Source organism: Methylorubrum zatmanii, assembly GCF_014845115.1.
GTDB classification, from domain to species: Bacteria; Pseudomonadota; Alphaproteobacteria; order Rhizobiales; family Beijerinckiaceae; genus Methylobacterium; species Methylobacterium zatmanii.
In genome coordinates this window covers 1-23,427 of the sequence record NZ_NKUI01000064.1, presented here as the reverse complement: position 1 = coordinate 23,427, position 23,427 = coordinate 1, and the positions used below count along the sequence as shown (strand labels likewise).

17 protein-coding genes and 1 tRNA gene are annotated in these 23,427 nt (G+C 67.7%); 10 read left to right on the top strand and 8 right to left on the bottom strand.

Annotated features, from left to right (window positions below):
- The first annotated feature begins 3 nt into the window (after positions 1–3).
- From MZTS_RS09160 to MZTS_RS09150, 3 genes are read left to right on the top strand one after another with little or no spacing between them, the layout of a single operon-like run.
- Positions 4–1,545 (top strand): exopolysaccharide biosynthesis polyprenyl glycosylphosphotransferase, encoded by a 1,542-nt coding sequence (locus MZTS_RS09160; protein WP_192283383.1) that lies wholly within the window; start codon positions 4–6, stop codon positions 1,543–1,545.
- Positions 1,546–1,597: 52 nt separating this feature from the next.
- Positions 1,598–3,778 carry a GumC family protein gene (locus tag MZTS_RS09155; RefSeq protein WP_192283382.1) on the top strand — a complete coding sequence of 727 codons (2,181 nt, stop codon included), beginning with the start codon at positions 1,598–1,600 and terminating at the stop codon, positions 3,776–3,778.
- Positions 3,778–4,050 (top strand): hypothetical protein, encoded by a 273-nt coding sequence (locus MZTS_RS09150; RefSeq protein ID WP_009866650.1) that lies wholly within the window; start codon positions 3,778–3,780, stop codon positions 4,048–4,050. Before MZTS_RS09155 ends, MZTS_RS09150 begins: the two co-directional genes overlap by 1 nt.
- Here the strand turns inward: MZTS_RS09150 and MZTS_RS09145 are convergent.
- The 6 genes from MZTS_RS09145 to MZTS_RS09120 all read right to left on the bottom strand — a co-directional run bounded on the left by MZTS_RS09145 (position 4,043) and on the right by MZTS_RS09120 (position 16,183).
- A complete protein-coding gene (locus tag MZTS_RS09145; RefSeq protein WP_192283381.1) occupies positions 4,043–5,473 on the bottom strand; it encodes a calcium-binding protein in 1,431 nt (476 codons plus the stop codon). The two genes, MZTS_RS09150 and MZTS_RS09145, sit on opposite strands and share 8 nt — an antisense overlap.
- Positions 5,474–5,819: 346 nt before the next feature.
- Positions 5,820–7,301 carry a calcium-binding protein gene (locus MZTS_RS09140; RefSeq protein WP_192283380.1) on the bottom strand — a complete coding sequence of 494 codons (1,482 nt, stop codon included), beginning with the start codon at positions 7,299–7,301 and terminating at the stop codon, positions 5,820–5,822.
- 353 nt (positions 7,302–7,654) lie between these two features.
- A complete protein-coding gene (locus MZTS_RS09135; RefSeq protein WP_192283379.1) occupies positions 7,655–9,181 on the bottom strand; it encodes a phosphomannomutase/phosphoglucomutase in 1,527 nt (508 codons plus the stop codon).
- Between the two features lie 209 nt (positions 9,182–9,390).
- Entirely contained in the window at positions 9,391–14,115 is a 4,725-nt protein-coding gene (locus MZTS_RS09130) for a malectin domain-containing carbohydrate-binding protein (RefSeq protein ID WP_192283377.1), read from the bottom strand.
- Between the two features lie 195 nt (positions 14,116–14,310).
- A complete protein-coding gene (locus MZTS_RS09125) occupies positions 14,311–15,021 on the bottom strand; it encodes a response regulator (protein ID WP_343068725.1) in 711 nt (236 codons plus the stop codon).
- A 1-nt stretch (position 15,022) separates the two neighbouring features.
- Entirely contained in the window at positions 15,023–16,183 is a 1,161-nt protein-coding gene (locus MZTS_RS09120; RefSeq protein WP_343068724.1) for a sensor histidine kinase, read from the bottom strand.
- A gap of 704 nt (positions 16,184–16,887) precedes the next feature.
- On the opposite strand from MZTS_RS09120, the gene MZTS_RS09115 reads away from it, so the two are divergent.
- The 4 genes from MZTS_RS09115 to MZTS_RS09100 all read left to right on the top strand — a co-directional run bounded on the left by MZTS_RS09115 (position 16,888) and on the right by MZTS_RS09100 (position 20,710).
- Entirely contained in the window at positions 16,888–17,538 is a 651-nt protein-coding gene (locus tag MZTS_RS09115; RefSeq protein ID WP_009861134.1) for a response regulator transcription factor, read from the top strand.
- Positions 17,539–17,730: 192 nt separating this feature from the next.
- Positions 17,731–18,492, top strand: a complete 762-nt coding sequence (locus MZTS_RS09110; protein ID WP_192283373.1) for a LuxR C-terminal-related transcriptional regulator — start codon at positions 17,731–17,733, stop codon at positions 18,490–18,492.
- A 153-nt stretch (positions 18,493–18,645) separates the two neighbouring features.
- Positions 18,646–19,464 (top strand): glycosyltransferase family 2 protein, encoded by an 819-nt coding sequence (locus tag MZTS_RS09105; RefSeq protein ID WP_192283371.1) that lies wholly within the window; start codon positions 18,646–18,648, stop codon positions 19,462–19,464.
- Positions 19,465–19,591: 127 nt separating this feature from the next.
- Positions 19,592–20,710, top strand: coding sequence for a glycosyltransferase family protein (locus MZTS_RS09100; protein WP_246482059.1), 1,119 nt, complete (start codon positions 19,592–19,594; stop codon positions 20,708–20,710).
- Positions 20,711–20,833: 123 nt separating this feature from the next.
- Here the strand turns inward: MZTS_RS09100 and MZTS_RS09095 are convergent, their stop codons facing one another.
- A complete protein-coding gene (locus MZTS_RS09095; protein WP_192283367.1) occupies positions 20,834–21,553 on the bottom strand; it encodes a cytochrome c biogenesis CcdA family protein in 720 nt (239 codons plus the stop codon).
- Positions 21,554–21,890: 337 nt separating this feature from the next.
- On the opposite strand from MZTS_RS09095, the gene MZTS_RS09090 reads away from it, so the two are divergent.
- Positions 21,891–21,964: transfer RNA gene (locus MZTS_RS09090), tRNA-Gln, on the top strand.
- A 14-nt stretch (positions 21,965–21,978) separates the two neighbouring features.
- Here MZTS_RS09090 and MZTS_RS09085 read toward each other — a convergent pair.
- The gene (locus MZTS_RS09085) at positions 21,979–22,344 is read right to left on the bottom strand and encodes a phage capsid family protein (RefSeq protein ID WP_281397021.1); all 366 of its coding nucleotides are present in this window, start codon (positions 22,342–22,344) and stop codon (positions 21,979–21,981) included.
- A gap of 168 nt (positions 22,345–22,512) precedes the next feature.
- Between MZTS_RS09085 and MZTS_RS09080 the strand changes: the two genes are divergently transcribed.
- Together MZTS_RS09080 and MZTS_RS09075 are read left to right on the top strand one after the other, a co-directional pair.
- Positions 22,513–22,923: a recombination protein NinB gene (locus tag MZTS_RS09080; RefSeq protein ID WP_192283365.1), complete on the top strand. Its 411-nt coding sequence runs from the start codon at positions 22,513–22,515 to the stop codon at positions 22,921–22,923.
- Complete coding sequence (locus MZTS_RS09075; protein ID WP_192283363.1) at positions 22,920–23,351, top strand: HNH endonuclease; 432 nt, start codon at positions 22,920–22,922, stop codon at positions 23,349–23,351. The genes MZTS_RS09080 and MZTS_RS09075 overlap by 4 nt, the downstream gene beginning before the upstream one ends.
- Positions 23,352–23,427: the final 76 nt, after the last annotated feature.

The window sequence follows — 23,427 nt, the reverse complement described above, 5'->3', positions numbered from 1 at the left end:
CCCATGCCGGATGTCGAGGTTGCCAATACCGGCCTGCTGCCGGCCGGCGGTGCCGGCTGGCAGGAAAGTCTCGGCGCGGAGCGCCGGGGGCAGGAACGGCGCGGACAGGAGCGGCAAGGAGAGCGTCTCGGTCCGAAACGGTCCGGGCGCTCCTCCGAGGCGGCGAGCCGGGCGCGGCGCCTGATCGTCACGGGCGCTCTGCTCGCCGGCGACGGAGCCGCCATCCTGGCCGCCTGCGGCGGAAGCCTGCTCCTCATGGCCGTCAGCGGTGCAAGCCCCGGCATCCCGCCGGCCAGCCTGCTCGGCTGGTGCGCGGTGCAGATCGGCGTCATGGCCGTGTTCGGCCTCTACGAGCAGATCGAGGCCGAGCCGATCGAGCGCCTGCGCCGCCGCAGCCTCGCCGCCGCCTGCGCGTTCGCCGCAGGCCTGCTGATGGGGAGCGGGGCGCCCTGGTCCTGGGCCGTCGCCGCTGCGATCGCCGCCCTCTTGTCCATCCCGCTGGGGCATTACGCCGAGGGCTTCGTCCGGGCGCGGCTGGTCCGGCGGGGGCTGTGGGGGGCGGCGACCATCGTCTACGGCGAGGGCGCGGTCGAACTCGCCCGCAGCCTCGCCGCACGGCCCGAACTCGGCCTGAGGCCGATCGGCATCGTGAGCGAGCCGGCCCAGGGCGTCGAGCCCTTCCGTGCCACCGCCTCTCTGGGACTGGCGGGCGGCCCGGAGGGGGGAGCGGACCTTCTGGAGGCGGCCGAGGTCGCGATCTGCACGCCGGGGGAGCGCGAGCCCGCCCGCTTCGCCTGGCTGACCCGCCATCCCTTCCGGCAGGTGCTCGTCGCGCACCACGCGCCGGAGGTGGAGACCGTACGCCTCCAGACCCGCTGCCTCGGTCCGGTCGTCGGGCTGGTGGTGCGCCGGGCGATCTTCCTGCCCCACAATCTCCGGCTCAAGCGCGCCGTCGATCTCGCCGTCACCCTGCCCGCGCTGGTGGTGTTCGGACCGCTGATCGGCCTCCTCGCCCTGGCGGTGAAGCTCACCGATCCGGGGCCCGCCTTCTACGTCCAGCCCCGTGTCGGGCGGAACGGCCGCACCATCCGCGTGTACAAGCTGCGCAGCATGTATCGCGACGCGGAGGAGCGGCTCGCCGTCCATCTCGCGGGCGACGAGGCCGCCCGGCGCGAGTGGGACCGCTTCTGCAAGCTCAGGAACGACCCGCGCGTCCTGCCGGGCATCGGCGCCTTCATCCGGCGCACCAGCCTCGACGAGCTGCCGCAGCTCCTCAACGTCCTGCGCGGCGACATGAGCGTGGTCGGCCCGCGGCCCTTCCCGGCCTATCACACCGAGCGCTTCGGCCCCGCCTTCCAGACCCTGCGGGCGAGCGTGCCGCCGGGCCTCACCGGCCTGTGGCAGATCTCCGCCCGCAGCGACGGCGACCTCGGCGTTCAGGAGCAGCAGGACAGCTTCTACATCCGCAACTGGTCGATCTGGATCGACCTGTACGTCCTCCTCGAAACGGTGCCGGCGGTGCTCACCGCCAAGGGGGCCCGCTGACAGGCTCGACGTTCCCGCTTCTTTCCTTCCGACGTTGGCACAGGCGCGATCCATGGACCCGTTCCACGAAGCCGAGCCGTCCGGCGGCCGGCCGTCCCTCACCGCCCATTACGAGGCCGTGACCGGGCACACCCTCGGGGTGTTGTGGCGGCGCCGGCTGATGATCGCCACCTGCGCGGTGGTCTCGGCGCTGGCGGTGGGAGCGGCCTCCCTGGCCATGCCGCCGAGCTACGTCGCCGAGGTGCTCCTCCAGTTCGATTTCGGCCAGACCCAGGACGTGCGCGGGACGGGCAAGTCCGGCCCGCAGATCGCCTTGGAACCGGCCTCCGTCGTCGAGAGCGAGGCGCGCATCATCCGCTCCTTCGCCATCGCCCAGGCCGTGGCGGGCCGCCTCGAGGCCGAGGCGAAGGAGACGAGCCACGCCTCCGGCGAGCAGGCCTCGTCCGGTTGGGTCGCCTCCCTGCGCCACGCGCTCTCCAGCCGCGTCCAGGCCGCGCTTCCCGCCCTTCCCGGGACGCGGATGGAGGACGAGGCCCAGCACGAGACCGCCCGCGACGCCATGGCCCAGGGGCTGATGCGGGCGCTCACCGTCGGCAACGACGCCAAGGCCTACCTGATCTCGATCGGCTTCCGCGACCGGGATCCCCGGCGGGCGGCCGAGGTCGCCAACACCTTCGCCACCGAGTACCTGGCGCGCAAGATGCAGGCGGCCTCCCTGGCCACCGAGCGGGCGAGCCGCTGGTACGCGGAGCAGATCCAGGTCTCGCGGGGGGAACTCACCCGGCTGGAGGGCGAGATCGACGCCTTCCGCAAGCGCACCGGCTTCGTCGAATCGGCCCGCGAGGGCGTGGACCTGCGCGAGCAGCAGCTGCGCGACGCCCTGACCGATCTGTCCAATGCCTCCGCCAAGCGGCTGGCGGAGGAGGCCCGGCTGCGGCGCGCCCAGGACGTGCTCCGCTTCGGCGGCGTGCCGAGCGCCGTCGACACCGCGATCTCGCCGGTGATCCAGCAGATGCTGGCCGACGACAGCAAGCTGCGCCAGGAGCTGGAGCAGCTCACCGCCGTCTCCGGCGACAACCATCCGAGCGTGCTGCGCCTCAAGACCTCGATCGCGGCGCTGCAGCAGCGGCTTCAGGTCCGGATGGCCGAGGTGTTGAAGGTGGTCGAGGTCGATCTCGCCGCCGCCCGCGGGCTCGAATCCGCGGCCGAGGCACGGGTCACGGCCCTGCGCCGCTCGCTCATCGAGAGCAAGGCGCTCGAAGCCAAGCTGCGTGCGCTCCAGGCGGAGGCCACCACCACGCGGGACCGGCTGCGCGTCCTCGACGAGGGCTACCAGACGGCCAACGCCCTGAGCGAGCTCAAGCCGGTGATGGCGCAGATGCTGGCGCCGGCCAAGGTGCCGACCCTGCCCTCCGGCCCCGGCCTCGGCCTGGTGCTCGGCCTCGGCCTGTTCGCGGGGGTCGGGGCCGGCTCGGCGCTGGCGCTCGCCCTCGACCGCCGCGACCGGGGCTATCGCAGCCAGGGCGAGATGGAATCCGAGACCGGCCTGCCCTGCCTCGCCCTGCTGCCGAGCCGGCCGGTGGGCGAGCGGCCCGACCACGACCTCGTCTTCCGCGAGGCGGTGCGGGCGGCGGTGGCCGAACTGGTCGCGGTACGCGAACCGCTCAAGGTCGTGCTCGTCACCTCGGCGATGCCGGGCGAGGGCAAGTCCGTGGTCGCCCGGTCCGTGGCGCGGTCCCTGGCGGCCATGGGCCGGCGGGTGCTGATCCTCGACGGTTCGCCCCGCCGGGCGGCGATCGAGGATCGCCACGCCGCCCGTAGCGACCGGGAGGCGGAGACGGGGGATGACGAGGCGGAATCCCGCATCTCGACGATCCGGCGGGTCTCCGGCCTCAAGGACGGGCACGACATCTACGCCGAGCCGACTTTCGGCACCCTCGTGCGCGAGGCCCGCGAGCGCTACGACGTGATCCTGGTGGAGGTGCCCCCGGTGCTGCTGCTCGGCGACGTGGCACTCCTGCGCCAGCACGCCGATGCGGTGGTGCATGTGGTGGCCTGGCACGGCACCCAGAAGGCCGCCGTCACCGCGAGCCTTGCCTATATGCGCCGCCTCGGTCTCACCGTGGCCGGCCTCGTCCTGAACAAGGTCGATCTGGAGCGCCACCACGGCCGCGCCTCGGATCGCGGCACGCTCTACCGGGACTTCTCGCACTATTACCGGAACAGCGCGTGATGGGCGCCCTGACCGCCCTGGGCGCCGGAGGACCGCTGCTCCTGAGCGCGCGGACCTTCGCCTGCGCGGCCTGCGGCTCGCCCGCCGTGACCTGGCCGTCCGATCCGACCGCCGAGGCTGCCATCGCCTGCGGCCGCTGCGCCCGGCCGCTGGGAACCCTCGCCGAATTCCGGGCGGGCATCGAGCGGGTTCTGGCCGGACACCGGCCCGGCGAAAGCGGGCCCGGGCCGCAGGATCTCCCGCGATCCGAGCCGGCTGGCCCGCTCAGGTGAACAGGAAGTGCCCGGCCGTGAGGTCGGCCTTGTGCAGGTCGGAGATCCAGAGCGTGTCGGAGCCTGACGTGATCGCCACGTCGGGGCCGACATCGTGGGCCGCCGCCAGGACGGCGCTGAACGAGCCGAACATCGCCGTGCTCAGCGCGATCACGTCCGGCGCGCTGCCACTGCCCTGGAAATCCTCGATCCAGTCGGTGCCGTTGCCGGCCTTGAACACGAACCGGTCGGCGCCGGAGCCGCCCCAGAGATGGTCGGTGCCGCTGCCGCCGTCGAGCGTATCGTTCCCGGCCCCGCCATAGAGGTGATCGTCGCCGGCCAGGCCGTCGAGCGTGTCGTTGCCGCCGAGCCCGTCGAGGTCGTCGGCGAAGCTCGAGCCGGTCATCGTCTCGGAGGCGGAGGTGCCGTTCCGGTCCTGGCCGATGCCGGCGGTGGACGGTGCGACGGCCGGGGTCGCCGTCGCGCCCCCCGTGACCGCCTCGGCGAGGTCTCCGGCGGTCCCGGCCGCCCAATCGAACAGATTGTGGATCGGCGTCATCGGCGTGGCGGAGGGGGCCGCCGTCACCTCCGCCCCCGCGGCGAACGAGCCCCAGGTGATGTTGTTGGCCAGAGCCGGGTTCGTATAGGTCGAGTCGAGGATCGAGACGTTGTCGCCATCCGCGTTCCAGATGACGGCGTTGGAAAGGGGATGGCCCCGGCCCTGGTCCGCGACGATGTTGTCGAAGGAGCGGGTGTCGGTGAAGCTCACGTCGTCCGAATAGGACGAGAAGCCGCCATTGCCCATGTGGATCACGTCGACATTCTCGACATGGCCACCCTGGGAATTGGTCTCGAACATCACGCCGACGCCGCTCGGCGAGTTGTTGCCGTCGATCACGCCATGGGAAATGGTCACGTTCTGGCTGTCCATGATCGAGACGTTGTCCTCGACATGGGACTTGTTCGGGTCGTTGCTGACGGCAAAGTTCGACAGATTGCCGTTGGGCGACTCGAAGAACTGGACGAATTGTCCCCCCGGAAAAGGACCGTGGAAATTGTGTCCCTCGACATAGGAGAGCTTCGCGTCCGGTGACTGGCCGAGATAGATGCCGGTGCCGCTGTCCTGCAGCGTGACATGAGAGGCGGTGAAGTTGGGCGAGTTGAGCACCCGGATGCCGGTGGTCTCCACCTCGGTCTCGCCCTGGTTGCCGGAGGGCGGATCGGAATTGACGATTAGGCTGTTCTCGACGGTGACGCCGCTGGCATCGTCGACGACGATGCCGTTGCCATCGGCATGATGGATGATGACGTTGCGGATGACGACGTTGTTGTGATCGACCACGATGGCATTGCCGTCGGAGACCCAGAGATCCAGATTTTCGATGACTTGTCCGTCATGCGTCGTGCGAATGGGGGTTTTGCTGTAGGTGAGGCCCGTCGCCATGTTCGCTCCGTTTAACCAATATTGCAACGGAACGAATGGCTACAATTATTAAATCCGCGGATCGATTGCGTAAATACGCAACGTCGGACCATCGCCGTAGATCGATCGGGCTACCGGAGCGCGGAAGCAGCTTATGGCAAAGCTGTTACTCCCACGGCCTCCCGGCGATATTTCTCCTTCCGCCCCCTGCCTGTTGCCGTACGGCCACGCTTGACGCGGGGCCGGTCCGATTCGCTCGGACGTCGGGATGAGGCATGGGCGGCCTCATCCCGAACGATCTCTCGATCGCATCGGGTCTGCGACGGACCGGGGCCGCGCGGATCCGCGGCCCCGGCGGTCGGGCGGATCAGACGAGCAGGAAGTGGCTGGCTTGCAGATCGGCCTTGTGCACGTCGGAGAGCCACAGCGTATCGGAGCCCGAGGTGATCGCCACGTCGGGACCGACATCGTGGGCCGCAGCGAGAATGTCCTTGAACGAGCCGAACATCGTCTTGCTCAGCTCGACCACGTCTTTCCCCCAGCCGCGAAGCTGGAAGTCCTCGACCCAGTCGGTGCCGTTGCCGGCCTTGAACACGAAGCAATCGGCGCCGGGGCCGCCCCAGAGATGGTCGGTGCCGCTGCCGCCGTCGATCCGATCCCGGCCGGCTCCGCCATAGAGGTGATCGTTGCCGGCCAGGCCGTTGAGCGTGTCATCGCCGCCGAGCCCGTCGAGGTCGTCGGCTAAGCTCGAGCCGGTCATCGTCTCGGAGGCGGAGGTGCCGTCCCGGTCGATGCCCGTGCCACCGGTCGAGGGCGCCGCGACCGGAGGGGTGACCGGGGCCGCCGCCACCGGAGGAGTCGCCACCGGGGCCGCTGCCGGCTGCGAGACGCTGTCCGTGCCGGTCTGGCCGGAGGTGGTGCCGCCAGCCGCGTCCCAGCTGAACACGTTGTGGATCGGCGTCATCGGCGTGGCGGAGGGGGCCGCCGTCACGTCCGCCCCGTCGGAGGACGGGCCCCAGACGATGTTGTTGGGCACCGAGGGGTCGGTATAGGTCGAGTCGAGGATCTTCACGCCGTCGCCGGTCGCGTTCCAGATGAGGCCGTTCGACATCGAAACACCCCGGCCCTGATCGCCGGCGAAATTGTCGAAGGAACGGGTGTTGATGAAGGTCACGTCGTCCGAATAGGACGAGAAGCCGCCATTGCCCATGTGGATCACGTCGACATTCTCGACATGGCCACCCTGGGAATTGGTCTCGAACATCACGCCGACGCCGCTCGGCGAGTTGTTGCCGTCGATCACGCCGTTGGAAATCGAGACATTCTGGCTCTCGATGACCGAGACGTTGTCCTCGACATGGGATTTGTTCGAGTCGTTGCTGACGGCAAAGTTCGACAGGTTGCCGTTGGGCGACTCGAAGAACTGGACGAACTGCCCTCCGGGATAGGGGCCGTGGAAATTGTGGCCCTCGACATAGGAGAGCTTCGCGCCCGGTGACTGGCCGAGATAGATGCCGGTGCCGCTGTCCTGCAGCGTGACGTGGGAGGCGGTGAAGTTGGGCGAGTTGAGCACCCGGATGCCGGTGGTCTCCACCTCGGTCTCGCCCTGGTTGCCGGAGGGCGGATCGGAATTGACGATCAGGCTGTTCTCGACGGTGACGCCGCTGGCATCGTCGACGACGATGCCGTTGCCGTCGGCATGATGGATGGTGACGTTGCGGATGACGACGTTGTTGTGATCGACCACGATGGCGTCGCCATCGGAGACCCAGAGATCCAGATTTTCGATGACTTGTCCGTCATGCGTCGTGCGAATGGGGGTTGTGCTGTAGGTGAGGCCCGCAGGCATGCTTGCTCCTTGATGTGCGTTAATCGCAACGGAGCGGGGCCTAACGAAGCTTAAGGGTTAGATCGACTTAGCAAATGTGCAACGTAACCGGTGCGGACTAGTCCGCACGGCGTATGGACTGACGAAAACGGTTCAGCTTAATGCGGTTTTCCGCGAGCGTCTGTCAGAAATTTTCTGACAGACGAACGGATTGTTGCGGATCGGCAACAAACAGCGGCCCGGCAGGCACCCTGCCGGGCCCTTTTGCTCATGCCAGATCCGTTCGATCCCTTCGGGAGGGCGGATCTGGGCTTCGCTCAAGCACCGCGCGGGCTTGCCGAGACGGGCTCCGCTTCGATCGAGCGGATCCCGTATCAGATCGTCTGATTGTAGGCGCCGACCTCGGGATTCTCGCGCAGCACGGCATCCACCGCCGCGAACATCTCCCGGAGCCGCGCCTCCGAGACCGGGCTCTCCACCACCACGACCAGTTCCGGCTTGTTGGACGAGGCCCGCACAAGGCCCCAGGTGCCGTCGGCGGTGGTCACCCGCACGCCGTTGACCGTCACGAGATCGGTGATCGCGTGGCCGCCCACCGGCTCGCCCGCCTCCCGGAGCGCCTGGAACCGCTCGGTGACCGCCGCGACCACGCCGTACTTCACCTCGTCGGCGCAATGGGGCGACATGGTCGGCGAGCCCCAGGTCTTCGGCAGCGCCCGGTAGAGGTCCGCCATCGACGCTTCCGGATTGCGGTCGAGCATCTCGATCACCGCGATCGCGGTCAGAAGGCCGTCGTCGTAGCCGCGCCCGACCGGCGCGTTGAAGAAGAAGTGACCCGACTTCTCGAAGCCCGCCAGCGCCGACAGCTCGTTGACGCGCCGCTTGATGTAGGAATGGCCCGTCTTCCAGTAATCGGTCCGCACCTCCCGGGCTCGCAATTCGGGATCGGAGGCGAACAGGCCGGTCGACTTCACGTCGACCACGAAGGTCGCGTTCGGGTGCAGCTTCGACAGGTCGCGGGCCAGCATCACCCCGATCTTGTCGGCGAAGATCTCCTCGCCCTCGTTGTCGACCACGCCGCAGCGGTCGCCGTCGCCGTCGAAGCCGAGCCCGACATCGGCGCCGGTCTCGCGCACCTTGTCGGCGATGGCGTGCAGCATCGCCATGTCCTCGGGGTTCGGATTGTAGCGCGGGAAGGAATGATCCGGTTCGACATCGAGCGGGATCACCTCGACGCCGAGCCGCTCCAGCAGCGTCGGGGCGAAGGCGCCGGCGGTGCCGTTGCCGCAGGCGGCCACCACCTTCAGCCTGCGCGTGATCGGCTTGGCGCGCGACACGAGGTCGTCGAGATAGATTTTCGCGAAGTCGTGGACGAACTCGTAGGAGCCGCCCTCGCGGTACTGGAATGCGCCGCTGGTGACGATCTCCTTGAGCCGGGTCATCTCGTCGGGGCCGAAGGTCATCGGCCGCTCGGCGCCCATCTTCACGCCGGTCCAGCCGTTGTCGTTGTGCGAGGCGGTGACCATGGCGACGCAGGGGTAGTCGAGGGCGAACTGGCCGAAATAGGCCATCGGCGAGAGCGCCAGCCCGATATCCTTCACCCGCAGGCCCGCCGCCTGCATCCCGGCGATCAGCGCGAGCTTGATCGAGGAGGAGTAGCTGCGGAAATCGTGGCCGGTGACGATGTCGGGGCGGACGCCGCGCTCGTGAATGAGCGTGCCGAGGCCGAGGCCCAGCGCCTGGACGCCCATCAGGTTGATCTCCTGCGGGAACAGCCAGCGGGCGTCGTATTCGCGGAAGCCCGTGGGCTTGACCATCGGCAGCTGCTCGAACGCGAACGTGTTCGGCTCAAGCTTCGGCACCGGTGTGGGAAATGCCTTGGAGGGGCTGTCGTCGAACATCGCTGACCTTTCGCGCGGGCGGCGGCGGACGAAAACCGTACGCCACCAGACGTTAAGTGTGCCTGACACGGCTCCCGGTCGGCGAGAGCCCTCCCACCGGCCGAGGCGGCGTAGTGGGCGTTCCATGAGGGGGGCGAGCGCCTCGTGCCGAAATCGGCTCCCGCCCCTGTCTCATCCCTGTCTCGATGCGTTCTGACCAGACCGGAATGTCAGGTCAGAAGCCCGTCCTGGGCGGCGGGGTTGATCTTCCACACCTCGATCGCGGCCACGGTCGGGTTCTGGGTCGCCCCCTGCCAGAAGGCGAGGTCGAGCGTTCCGTCCGTGACCGAGACGGTCCGCGTCAGGGTCGTCGCGCTCGCACCGGCCCCGGCCGCCGCCCAGATGTCGTAATTGGCGATGGTGGTGCCCTCGATGCCGATGTTGAACTGCCGCTGACCCGCCGCGCTGAGGCCGCCCTGATTGTCGGGTTGGGTGTAGATCTCGGCGAAATGCAGCACGACCTCGTAGGAACCGGGGCTGAGCGCGCTGCCATCCGCGTTCTTGATGGCGTAGCCGAAGCGGCCGTCATCGGCATCGGTGGTCGAGGCGCTCGCCCAGCCGAACCGCTGGTTCTGGTAGAGCGCGTCGTCGGTCGTGTTGGCGATCAGGTCGTTATCGGTGAAGACCGCGTTCCCGTCCTGCCCGGCGACGTAGAAGCGGTGCGGCGTGGCCGCCGTGTCGGCCTCGAACAGGGTTCCGTCCGCGCGGGTATAGGCCCCGCCGCCGGAATTGATGGCGATGACCAGGGTGTCCCCGCCGGGCGTGGTGTCGATGGTGAAGCCGTGCGAGGCGGCGGCGTTGGCGTTGGCCGCCGGGCTCGCATCCGTCACCTCTCCGGCCTTCACCGTGGCGGTGTAGGCGCCGTCGGCCCATCCGCCGTTCGGGGCGGCGACGAGATAGGTGGCGGTGGCCGAGGTGGCGCTCGTGGCCACCTTCGTCTGCAGGCTGATGGCGCCGACGGCCCCCGGTCCGGTCACCGCAAGGTCGGCGGCGTTGATGCTGGCCAGATTGATCCCCGACGCGTCGTTATAGACCACCGTCACGCTGGCTTGGCCCGTGCCGGATGAGGGGGCCTCGACCGTGAAGGAGCCGATGCTCGGGCCCATCGTGTCGGCGCCGCCGCTGGCCGCCTGCCGCACGACGATGCCGCTGAGCTTGGCGTTGTCGATGCCGTTGAGGAATTGCAGGTCGAGGGTGCCGTTCGCCCCCGCCGTGATCGGCCCCGAGACGTAAGTGTAGGGCGTGTTGATGTTGCCGGTCTGGGCGAGGATGTCGAGGTTGTCGAGGATGGTCTGGCCTTCGAGCGCGACGTCGAACACCCGCTGGCCGGGATTGCTCCACCAGAGTTCGCCGAAGCGCAGCTCGACGGTATAGGCCTGGGTCGTGCTGGCGACGGGGATGGCGTAGCTGAAATTGCCGTAGCGCTCGGTCTGGTAGACGGTGCCGGTGAAGGCCGATTGCAGGCCATTGCCGCCGGTGCCGTCGGCGAAGGTGGCGCCGCCGGTGAAGTACTGATCGGCCGTGAAGCTGATCCCGCCCTGCGTCAGCGCCGCGCCGCCCGCGTTGATCGCCGCGACGACCGCGCCCGCGCTGCTCGGCTGGAAGTCCGACACCTGGGACGAGACGGCGTTGGTATTTCCGGCGGGGCTCGCATCGGCGATCTCTCCGGCCTTCACCGTGGTGGTGTACTGGCCGTTGACCCATCCGCCGTTCGGAGCGGCGACGAGATAGGTGGCGGTGGCCGAGGTGGCGCTCGTGCTCGTCTTCGATTGCAGCGTGATCGCCCCGACCGGACCGGCTCCGGTCACCGAGATGTCGCTCGCGCCGATGCTGGCGAGATTGATCCCCGAGGCGTCGGTGTAGACCACCGTCACGCTGGCACTGGCCGTCGCGCTCGCCGGAGGCTGGATCGTGAAGGGGCCGGCGACCGTTGGCCCCGTCGTGTCGGCGCCTCCGCTGGCCGCCTGCCGCACGACGATGCCGCTGAGCTTGGCGTTGTCGATGCCGTTGAGGAATTGCAGGTCGAGGGTGCCGTTCGCCCCCGCCGTGATCGGCCCCGAGACATAGGTGTAGGGCGTGTTGATGTTGCCGGTCTGGGCGAGGATGTCGAGGTTGTCGAGGACGGTCTGGCCTTCGAGCGTGACGTCGAACACCCGCTGGCCCGGATTGCTCCACCAGAGTTCGCCGAAGCGCAGCTCGACGGTATAGGCCTGGGTCGTGCTGGCGACGGGGATGGCGTAGCTGAAATTGCCGTAGCGCTCGGTCTGGTAGACGGTGTTGGTGAAGGCCGGCTGCAGGCCGTTGCCGCCGGTGCCGTCCGTGAAGGCGCCGCCGCCGGTGAAGTACTGGTCGGCGGAGAAGCTGATGCCGTCCTGGGAGAGGGCGCCGCCGCCCGCGTTGATCGCGGCCACGACCGGGTTGGTCGCCCCCGACTTCGCGGTCGTCGTGATGGTGATGCCGTCGAAATCCGCCGTGAACGGCGCGCCGTCATTGGAGGTGGCGAGCAGGCCGACCGCCATCCCGCTCGGCTTGCCGCCGACCGTGTAATCGCCCTGGATCGCCTTCAGCAGCGCGCTGCCGCTCGGCACGGTCATGCTGCCGCCGGCGGTGAAGGCCGAGTTCGGATCGGTCGCGGAGGACACGGCGCCGGTGCCGAAGCGCCAGAGCGGCGTCACCGTGTTGGTCTCCAGATTCACCGCGAGACGCAGCTGCACCCAACTCGCATTGGCGGCGCTCAGGAGCGCGTTGTTGGTCACCGACACGCTCTGCGCGACGCCGAGATTCTCCATCGACGTCTCGAAGATCGCGCTGGTGTATTTGCCGCTGGCGCTCTCGCCGCGCCCGCCCAGCACCAGCTTGATGAAGTTGTCCTGATCGCCCGTGCCGATCTGCAGGCCTGCCGCGGGAAAGCCGCCATCGCTGGAGGCGTTCGGAATCCAGTTCGCCATCGTCAGGGTGACGTTGGCGGTGGCCACGCTGTCGTCGAAGGTCACGCCGGCCTGCAGCGCGTCCTTGAGGGTGTTGTTGCCCTCGGTCAGATCGCCTTCCTGCACGTTCTTCAACTGGATGACGCCGCCCGCGCCGCCGGCGATGATGTTGGCCGAGGTGTAGAGGCCGCCGTCGAGGAACGGGTCGAGCCCATTGATCATGGCGCCGGTCAGCCCGCTGCCGCCGAAGGTGCCGGGGATCGAGCCGGATTCGAAGTTGAAGACCACGGTCTTGCCGCCGGAGATGATGTCGGAGCCGGCGGTGCCGTTGTCGGGATCGAGGGCGAAGGGGTCGAGGGTGTTGTTGATCCCATCGCCGTCGAGGTCGAGATTCTGCGGGTTGGTGGGCCCCGGCGTCAGCACCTTGATGTTGCCGTCCGCGAGCGCCGTGACCCAGATGGTGCCGGCGAACGGCTTGCCGTCGCCGACCGCGTCGATGCCGAGCGGCGAGCCGCCGCCCATCGGGACGACCTGCTTCCCCGCGGCCACGATCTGACCGGCGGAGCCGGTGGTGGTGTCGACGCCGCCCGAGGCGTTGCGCGGGATGATGTGGAGGTAGCCGGCCAGATCCGTCACCAGGATGGCGCCCTTGATGTTCGTCGTGCCGCCAGTCGCCGTGGCCCAGGTCGTGGAGGCGGTGTACTCGGCCAAGCCGTTGAGCGAGCCCTGGCCGGTATCGAGGGCACCGTCGTCGATCCCGCCCTCGTAGAAGACGCCCTGGCGCGGATCGGCGGTGCCGGCGGGAATCACCGAATTGAAGTCGGCGGGCAGGCCGGCGCTGCCCTGGGGCAGGAAGGTGGCGCCGGTGACGCCCGCCCCCGGGCTCAGCAGCAGGCCGGCGGCGCTCCCCACCGCGCGCACGAGGTTGGGGTGGCCGCCGTAATAGCCCTCCTCGGTGATCTGGTGGAGCTGATCGTAGTTCAGGCGCTTGGTGCCGCCGTCCTGATCGGGGGTGTTGAGCGGAACTTGGCTGGGGCTGGTGACGACGTTGCCCGCAGCATCCGACGGGCGTCCGCCCCAGCCGTTATTGGCACCGTTGTCGTAGGTGAACATCTTGCCGTCGGAGGTCAGCAGGACGTCGTAGGCGTTGCGGTAACCGGGCGAGTAGACCTGCACCGGGCTGTCCGCCGTGATCTTGGCCATGTTGAACCCGTCGCGGCCGCCGAACGGCCCGCTGACATCCGAGCCGTCCGGGTTCTCGTTGCCGGCGGTGCCGTTATTGGGCCGGTTGGGATCGTCGAGGGTCGGCAGATCGTAGAGATAGGGGTTGAGCCCGTTCGGGCTCTTGAGCGTCATGGCATCGATGGCCGTGAGATCGACCTTGAGGATCGCCGCCGCGTAGGCGAATTCGGGCAGGCCGGCGAAGTTGTTGGAGGGCGCGCCCGCATTGGTGTTGCCGCCGACCGCGACGTAGAGCGTCTTGCCGTCGGGCGAGATCGCCATGCCGTTGGCGGAGTGGTTCTCCTCCGAGCGCGGCAGGCCGCGAACGAGATCGACCTTCTTCCAGGAATTGGCGGCGGAATCGAAGGTGAGGCGCGAGATGATCGACGAGTTGGTGTCGAGGTTGGTGTCCTCGCCGCCATTGCCGGCGCCGATCCGCGGATCGCTGGAGGTCACGTAGAGGACGGGATTCTGGGCGGTGCCGGTGACGAGGATGCCGGTGACCTGCCGCTCCTTCAGGCTCGCATTGAGCGTGCCGTCGTCGTTGTGGTTCGGAATGTTCAGGATGAGATCGATCGATTCCGTCGCCGTGACGACGTAGCCGTTGCCGTTCTGGGCGACCGTCAGGGCCTTGATGCTGCCGAACCGCTCGGCAACGTAGAGACGCCCGTCCGGTCCCCATTGCAGGGCGGAGGCCAGTCCCGAATATCCGGACAGTGTCGATTGAGAAAAGGTGACGTCGGCCATGGTCTTTCCCTCGGATCGCGACCGAGGACGACCGTATCTTTGCCCGGATCGGGCTTCATGCACGCAGCGGTATTTGGCGGCGCTCTTCCGGGTTAGCCCCGAGGTTCGGCGGATAAACCAGGATGTAAGACCGGTCGCATGGGCGGTCTCGCCACACCGTCGGTTGCAGAATCGAAAAGTTCTTTTGCGAAATCCTCACATAGGATGGGATATCCCTGCGAGCGAAGACAATCTATTCTCATTCTCAAGCCAGCCCTGGCTGAGCGCAAATCGCACGATGCTTGCGCGTGAACGGAGTCCAAGCTTTTTGCAGCCGCGAATCTTGTAGGTGTCGACGGATGCGGCCGAGATCGACATCGCGTTGCTGATCTCCTTCATCGTCATGCCGAGGGCGATGAGGCGGAGAACTTCGCGCTCCCGTCCGGTGAGGCCGCCCTCCCCACCCGGAGAAGCGGTGGGCGGCCGGGTCTCCGGCGGTGCCGCCGGTGGGGGCGGTGTGCGCAGTTCGGCATCGACATAGCGGCGGCCGGCCATGACCGCGTCGATCGCTTCCAGCAGGCTGTTGCCGGCGGAGCGCTTGAGAACATAGCCCTGCGCTCCGGCGGCGAAGGCCTCGTCGACGAAGGCACGGTCCTCGTTGACCGTCAGGAACACGACTCGCGCCGTCGAGCCCGCCTCGTGCAGCGAGCGCGCCACCGCGAGCCCGTTCATGCCGATCATGGTGATATCCATGACGACGACATCGGGACGGGTCGTTCGCGCCAGGTCCAGGGCATGCTGCCCGTTGCTGGCTTCCCCGACCACCTCGACGCCTTCCGTCTCGCCGAGCAGGCCGCGGACCCCGCTTCGGAAGATCGGGTGGTCGTCGATCAGGACGACCCTGACCATGGCCTGCGCAGGTCTCACGTCACTCTCCTCTCGTTGGCAAGCGCGCCAGGATCGTCGTCCCCCGGCCGGAGGACGATTCGATCGTGAGATCTCCTCCGAGCAGCGCCAGCCGCTCGCGCATCCCGGTCAGGCCGAACCCGCCTCCCTCGCGCCGGTCCTCCGGCGCGCCGTCGCGGGTCAGCCCCGGCCCGTCATCCTCGATCGCCAGGATGATGGCCTCGCCCCCGTATTGCAGGGTAACGGAGACCTGCTGCGCCCCGGCCGCGTGCTTGGCGACGTTGGTGAGCGCCTCCTGCACCAGCCGGAAGATCGTCACCTCGATCTCCGTCGTCAGCGCCACCGTCGTGCCGGAGAGCTGGAATTCGATGGCGACGCCGCTCTGGTCGGACCACTCGCGCACAAGGCCGCTGAGGGCGAGGCTCAGGCCGAGTTCGGCCAGCGCCACCGGCCGCAATTCCCGGACGACCTGCCGCAGGCTCGCCGAGATCGCATCGACCTGGGTCAGCATCGCATCGACTTCCGCCGAGGACGGGTCGCGCCGCAGGCGGTCGAGCCTGAGCTTGAGCCATGCGAGCTGCTGGCCGGCCTCGTCGTGAAGCTCCCGACCCAGGCGCTCCCGCTCCGCCTGATGAGCCCGGTAGAGCTGGGCCAGGACCGCGTCCCGGTCGCGTTCGGCGCGGGTGCGGGCACGGGCGGTGTTGCGCAGGTCGGCCAGCAGAAGATCACGCTCGCAGAGCAGCATGTGCAGGCGGCGTTGATACCGTTCGCGCTCGGCGAGTTCCCGCCGGAGCATCACCACTTCGTTCGCCAGCAGGCTGAACCGCGTGTCCTGAGAGGGTAGGACGCGGAGCAGCACGAGCGGGTCGGCACCCTCCCGGTCCATGCGGCAGCCATGGCAACGGAAGTGGTGCTCCTCCTCCTTCCCGAGCGCGATGACGCCGGCAAGGGGAGTCCGCGCCGCGCTGACCTGCGCGAGGAACGCCGTCGTGATCCTGCCGGTGAGGCGGGTGCGGGACGGATCATCCGGCGGAGGACGCGGCAGGAGCGCGCGGGCCGGATCGTTGGCATAGGCGACGGTCCCCGACCGGTCGGCGACGATCACCGGATCACCGATCGCCTCCAGGGCTCGCGCCGCCTCAGCGCCCAACGGATCGGTGTCCGTCGTCGTCGCGGCTGGCACGGTCTGCCCCTCCGAATGCGGTCGGTCTCGCGTGGGCGCAGCCCCGGCTGTCACCGATGATCGTTTGTTGGCCTTCGGAGATGCTGCGCGTCCCAAGGCCTGCGTGGAAGTTCTCACGCAGGAGCGCCGTTGGTGGATCTGTGGATGAACAGGCATTGTTATTTACAACTGCCGGATTCATCGTCTGCCCCCAGTTGCCGTCTGCCGCAAAGGCGGCATGCCCGTTCGAGTTATTGCCTAGGCTTTCGGTGAGGCTCGCCACAGCAGTAACCGATTGGCAGAATATGCATGCGCTGCAATGCGGTATATAACAAAAGTGGAAATAGCCTCACTCGTTGTTGATAGTCCGGATGGCGTATTTTGTGCTGAATCGCGGGTCTATCGGATGCATGGATCCAATGTGGCTTGAAATGCGGCGCGATCCGGCATGGATTCTGTCAAAACGGAGTAATATTCTGATTGAAACTTGGAAGCCGTGGTCGGCATGCTAACTGAGGCAAGGGTGTGCCGGGCCGATTCTGGGGCGTTGATAAGAATGTATGCATAATTTTCAATCTTTGACTGCAAAAATTCTGCTAAAGATTGTATTTTTCACCGAATTTGCGGGCAATCGACAGAAATTTTGGTAATACCTCGAAATTTATGTACTTGATCCCATTAAAATTTTATATCTGATCTCGGTATAGTGGAGCATTTATTGAATTATGCCCCGGATCATCATCGCAGATGAGCAGAGACTGTTCCGTGCCGGCCTGAGAAAGGTCTTGGAGGAGCATTTGAGGGGCAGCGTCATCGTCGATGTTTCCAATCCACTGGAACTGATCAAGGGACTTCAGTCACCGTTCAAGACCGATCTCGTCATCGTCGGGTCGCGGCTGCTCCCTGCCGGCGATCCGACCTATCTCGGTGCCCTGAAGCGGGAGGCGGGGGCTGCGCGCCTCCTGCTCGTCGTCCCGCAGGCCTCGGCCGACCTGTTCCAGGATGCCTTGAGCCTGGGATTTCATGGATTGGTCGTCCGGCGTCAGCGCGAGGACGAGATGCTGATGGCGGTCAGGACGATCCTCGAGGGCCGGCTCTACGCTCCCAGCGCCATCCTGCCGGTGAAGCCGCCGGACCCAGCCGCGCCGATTCGGCAGGCGGAGCGCGGTGAGCGCTCGTTCGGATTGACGCTGCGCCAGCGCGAAGTTCTCGCCTTGATCGGTAAGGGATTGTCCAATCGAGAAATAGCGGTTGCATTGAGCATCGCAGAAGCAACCGTAAAAATTCACGTATCCGCAGTGATCAGGGTGCTTGGTGTCAGAAATCGAACAGAGGCTGCGCTTCTCGCGCCAACCATGCTCAAGGGGAAAATCTAGTGCATAAGTCGTAGAGCGGACTGGGTGTCCAATTTTTTTCTGACATGACATGAATCATTCCATTCGGTCTAGTTAATTTGTGCCTAACACCCTGCAGCGCACAATCTGACGATGCGATCGGCCTGAATAGAGTGAGGCCTACGGTCGGGGCGCGGTGCGGGAGATCTTGAGCAATTTAGGGGAGTAGCTCGGATGGAACATATCGATACGCTGATCGTCAGCGACAATCGCATGGTCAGGGAGAGTCTGGTCGCGCTTCTGTCCGGTACGCGTTTCACGGTTCGGCAGGTCGAAGCCAGCATGGCGCTGCATCACTGTGACCTGCAGGCGGCGCGCATGGCCCTCGTCGTCATCGACGAGGAGGCGGCGGGCATCGTCGGACAGGTCGCGGAGGCGCTGCCCGACGTGAAGATCGTCGCCCTCGCCCTGCGCGACACCGAGGGGCTGATGCTGCGCAGCCTTCAGCTCGGCGCCTCGGCCTACCTGACCGAGGACGTCTCCCCGACCGATCTCCTCAAGACCCTGGAAGTCGTGATCGCCGATTGCGCCGTGCTGCCGATGAGCTTCCTCGGGCGCCTCTGCCTGGCGGCCGATCCGGTCCGGGCGCCGGGGCCGGTCGCTGCCCTGACGGGGCTCCAGAGGGCGGACGGAACCTCGCTGTCCAGCCTGTCGAGCCGTGAGGTCAACATTCTCGAAGGTCTCGCCCTCGGCGAGTCCAACAAGGTCATCGCCCGCAACCTCGATATCGCCGAGGCCACGGTCAAGGTCCATGTGAAGGCGATCCTGCGCAAGGTCCGGGTGAAGAACCGGACCCAGGCCGCGGTCTGGGCGATGAACAAGGGCATCGTCAGCAACGGCACCGCTCCTGCCGACCGGTTCGGAGGACTTGCCAGCCCGCTCTCCCTGGTCGCCGGCCGGGACCACTTCACCTCCGGGGGGCTGGCGCTCGCCTGACAGTGCCTCACGAACCTCCGGGCGGCCGTCTCCAACGGCGGCCACCGGTTCGTCTGAAACGGCGATACGAAACGAAGAGCGTCGCGCCTCGTCCCGGATCCGGCACGAGGCGCGTGAGCCAGTGACCGAGAGCCAGAGACAAGGAATCCGGCCATGAAGGTGTCCGTGGTCACCCCGACGCTCAACGGCGTCGAATACTTGCGTGAGTGCATCGAATCCTCGCGGGCCAATGCCCGCAACGGCATCGAGGTCGAGCACGTGATCGTCGATGCCGGCAGCACCGACGGCACCGTGGAGCTTGCCCGGGCGATGGGCGCCACGGTGCTCCAGGGCAAGGATCGCGGCATCTTCGATGCGATCAACAAGGGATCCTTCGCCGCCTCCGGCGAGCTCCTCGGCTTTCTGGGCGCCGACGACGTGCTGGTGGAGGGCGGCCTCGAAGCGGTGGTCGCGGCCTACCGCCGGACCGGTGCGCGCTGGGTCGTCGGCGGCATCCGCTGGATCGATGGGCGCGGCCGGGGGCTCGGCGGCCTAGCCGCCCCGCCGAACTGGATGACGCCGCGCATGCTGGTGTGCCTCGGCTGGAACCCGGTGATGCACATGGCGACCTATATTTCGCGGGACTTCTACGCCCAGCTCGGCGGCTTCGACTACGCGTACAAGGATTGCGGCGACTACGAGATGTTCTGCCGCGCCCTGGCGCTGGAGCCCTATGCCCGGGTCGGCCGCCCGGTCGCCTGCTTCCGACGCACGGGGCAGAACAACAGCGCCAGCCCCGTCCACAAGGCGCGGGCGGAGGGCGAGATCGCCCGGGTGAAGGCGGTCCACGGGCCGACCTCCGGCCTCGAAGAGACATTCTGGAAATACGCGTTGAAGACCTACTTCAACGCCCGCAACCCCGACTGGCTGATCAGCAAGCAGCTCGACCTCGGCCGCAGCCGGCTGAAGCTCCAGCCTCACGCTCACTTCTGATGTCTCCGCGCCCCGGCGCGGGGCGCCAGCGGGACCGCAGGCCGCCATGGATACCTTGAACGACCGAGGCCGAGCGACCGCGCCGTCCGGAGGGGCGGATCGTCCGCGGATCCTCGAATTCGGCCTCATGCCCCTCGTGGCCGCCGCCTTCCCCGAGCGGACGACCTTCCTCGACACGCGGCTGCGCTGGACCGATGTGAGGACCCGCGCGCCCCATTCCGGCAGCCTGCCGACGCGGCTGCTCGCGCTGGCGCGTCGGGTGGTCGGCGTCGCCCGGGCCTGTCTCGTGCAGGATTACGACATCGTCGTGACCCGCTGCATCGGCCCCCTGAACAGCGCCGGGCGCCCCCTCCCCGTGCATTGGGGCCTGAGCCTGCTCGGGCTCGCCTTCCGCACCCTCGTCCTGTTCGCCGCCCGGGGCGCCCGCGTCCGGCTCGTGGTGCTCGACGTCACCGACCATCTCACGATCCACCCGCGGGATCGCGCTTTCGTTTGGCGCTGCGACCTGTTCTTCAAGCGGGAGCTGGCCGCCAATCGCTGGAACAGCCTCGAAACCGTCCTGCCCCGCGGCGCCTGCGCCGGCCATGCCCGTCAGGACCCCGCCTGCCTCGCGCTTCGGGCGAAGCTGCGTCCCTTCGCCCTCGGCATCGAGACGGCCGCCGCGCCGCCGCCGCTTCCGGCCTCCGCCCGCAGCCATGACCTGTTCTATGTCGGTTCGGCGCAGGGCATCGTCTTTCGCGAGGCTCTGGCGGGGATCCTGCCACGGCTCGCCGCCCGGGGCTGGCGCATCCACGCGCCCGCCCAGCGCCTGGACCGGGAAGCCTTCGCCGAGGCGATCGCCCGCAGCCGGTTCTGCCTCTCGCCCGGTGGGGTCGGCTGGGATTGCTACCGGCATTACGAGGTGGCGGCCTTCGGCAGCGTGCCGATCTTCGACACCCGCCCGCTCGTCGGCATCGAGCCGTTCCTCCACGGCCGCGAGGGTTTCTACCTCGATCCGCAGGCGGATCTGGAGCACACCCTCGACACTCTGCTGCGGACCGAGGACGCGCAGGTCGACCGGATGACGGCGGCGGCCCGCAGGCTGGTGGAGCGGGTCTACACCTTCGACGCGCTCGCCCGTTACGTGATCGCGGAGACGCTGGCGCTGGGCCCCGCCGCCCGGGCCGCGCCCTCCCCCGCTGCCCAGAGGCCGGACGAAATCCTCGTTCCGGCCGAAGCCGACCACCGCCGGTCCTTCCTGGGCTGACAGGCGCGAGGAGCGTCTCGTAGCCAATCCGGTTGATCCCTTCGGGATGGCGGATGTGGCCTCCGCCCAGGGGCCGCGTGGGCTGGCCGAGCCCGCATCCGGTCCGGTCGACGGGAAGCGGAATCAGAACCGGGTCGTCAGCGCCGTCAGCCAATCGGGAGAGGCCTCGACCAGGGCCGTCTCCAGCACCTTGTCGAGGCCGCTCAGGACGGCGAGGCCCGTCGCGACGAGGAGCAGCCCGAGCCCGAGCTTCAGCCCGCGGCCGAGATGCATCATCCGTCCGCGGCTGGCCAGCAGCAGGGTCCGGGACAGGCTGCCGAGCAGAAGCAGCGGCAGGGCGGCGCCGAGGCCGAACAGCGTCATCGTCGCGGCGACGGCGGTGAGGTCGCGCCCCTGTGCGGCCAGCAGCGAGGCGGCCCCGAGCGTCGGCCCGACGCAGGGCGCCCAGACCGCCCCGAGCAGCAGGCCGACGCCGAATTGCCCGGACAGTCCGGTGGTCGAACGATGGCCGAAGCGGGTTTCCGCCCAGTTCGCCACCGGGCCGGCGGCGGTGGCGAACCGATCCTGCGCGGCGGGCACGAGCAGCACACCGCCGATTCCGACGAGCAGCACCGCCGCGATCGTCCGAAACAGCGCCGTGTCGAGGCCCAGGGCGAAACCGATGGTCGCCACGAACAGGCCGATGGTCACGAAGGACAGGGCGAGGCCGGCGGCGAGCGCCGCCGGACCGAGGCGGTGCTCGGAGGCGGCCGTGCCGAGCACGAGGGGCAGCAGCGGCAGGACACAGGGCGACAGCACGGACAGGAGCCCGGCGAGGAAGGCGAGGCCGAAGGAGGCGGACATGGCCTCAGCGCCGTCCGTCGCATAGCTCTGGGCGTCGCCGGACCGAGTCTCGCCGGACGGCATCGACAGCTGTCGCACTGCAGGGGAGCGGCGCAACGCCCCCGCTTTCCTTTCGCCAGCGCCCCCTCGCCGGTGACGGCCGTGGTCTAGACGAGTGTGTCGACGGGACGACGGGGGCGGGCATGCGGGGCAAATTTCGCATCGAGGGGCCCGTCCATAGGTTGACGGGCGAACCGGCTCAGCATATCTGAGCCGCACACCGCGAGCGAGCCTTGGACGCCAAGGCCCCGCGATTGGGGCTTGGCGCTGGAATGCGTTGTGCTTCCAATCAGCTCGGTGGGGGATAGTTTAACGGTAGAACCGCGGACTCTGACTCCGCTAGTCCTGGTTCGAATCCAGGTCCCCCAGCCACTTCCTGCAAATCGCTAGGTGATTGGTGCTGTAGGCCAAATCTGGCCCTTTACGGACAGCCTGCGGGTCGTCGGGGCCGGAAGCTGGCCGATCGCGTAGCCCATGGCCTGCTGGCCACAGGTGAAGCACGGATACACGTCCGCACCCGCCGTGCCGGCTCCGGTGAGCTTCAACTGGCTCAGTTCCGGGATCTCGCGGTAGATCATGCCCTTGTAGAGCAGGTCGCCGTCCTGGAAGAGCGGGTTCTTGTCCATGCCGGAGCCCTCACGGGCGCGGGCATCCTTGTTCGCGGCGATCATGGCCGGATCGTTCGACAGGTCGGCGAACGGGCCGGAGGCCATGAAGGTCACGAAGTATTCTCGGCCGTCCTCGACCCGCAGCGGGCGGATGCTGCGCTACGGCGCGGTCTGGCACGACATTTGGGACGACATCTGCTCCGATAATCTGAAAGGAATGGGGCGCCTGCATCGCAAGTACGGCCGTCGCACAGACTGGCAGGGATCGTGGGCCAAGGAGATCTGCCAAGCTCAGCGTCGGAGGGCTTGCTGATGGCCGCCCGTCACATCCTCCGCCTCGCCAACGACGTCGTACGCCAGCGCGCTATTCGCTGGATACTCAAGGCTCCCGAGGGGATGCTGGTCGAGTTCCGCGAAGACACTCGCTCGCTCGACCAGAACGCCAAGCTCTGGCCGATGTTGGACGACGTGGCGCGTCAGGTCGAGTGGTACGGCCAGCGCCTCACATCCGATGAATGGAAGGATGTCTTCACCGCGTCGCTCCGCAAGTCACGGGTCGTGCCCGGCTTGGACGCAGGCACCTTCGTCGTCCTCGGCTTGCACACCTCGAAGCTCAAGAAGGCCGAGTTCTCGGATCTCATCGAACTAATCTACGCCTTCGGCGCGGAGCGCGACGTGGTGTGGAGCGAGCCGGCCCCTCGCGATGAGCGGAGGGCAGCATGAGCCGCCTCTACCGCGCCGAAGAGGCCGACGTCGGCACGACTGCCCGCAAGGCCCTTACCCCGACGCAGCGCCTCAAGATGTTCGAGGCTCACAAGGGCATGTGCGTCCTGTGTGGCCGGAAGATCCAGGCGGGCGAGCCGTGGATTGATGAGCACCGCGTACCGCTCTCGATGGGGGGCAGCAACGACCTGTCCAATCGCGGCCCGGCCCACAAGCCGTGCGCGGATGCCAAGACCCACGGCAAGGACGGCGATCTCGCCAACGCCGCCAAGGTCAAGCGCCAGAAGATGCGCCACCTCGGCATCAGCCAGCCGAAGGGCCGCCCGCTGACGAGCGCGGGCTTCCAAAAGGCCCCGCCACAGCGCCGGGCCTCCGCTCCCCTCAACAAAACCCTTCCGCCCCGTCGCTCCCTGTTCGGAGAAGCTTGATGAACGTCGATTACGTTCCCGTCGCTGATCTGACGACCGCCGCCGAGATGATCGCTCGGCAAAACGTATGGCCCGC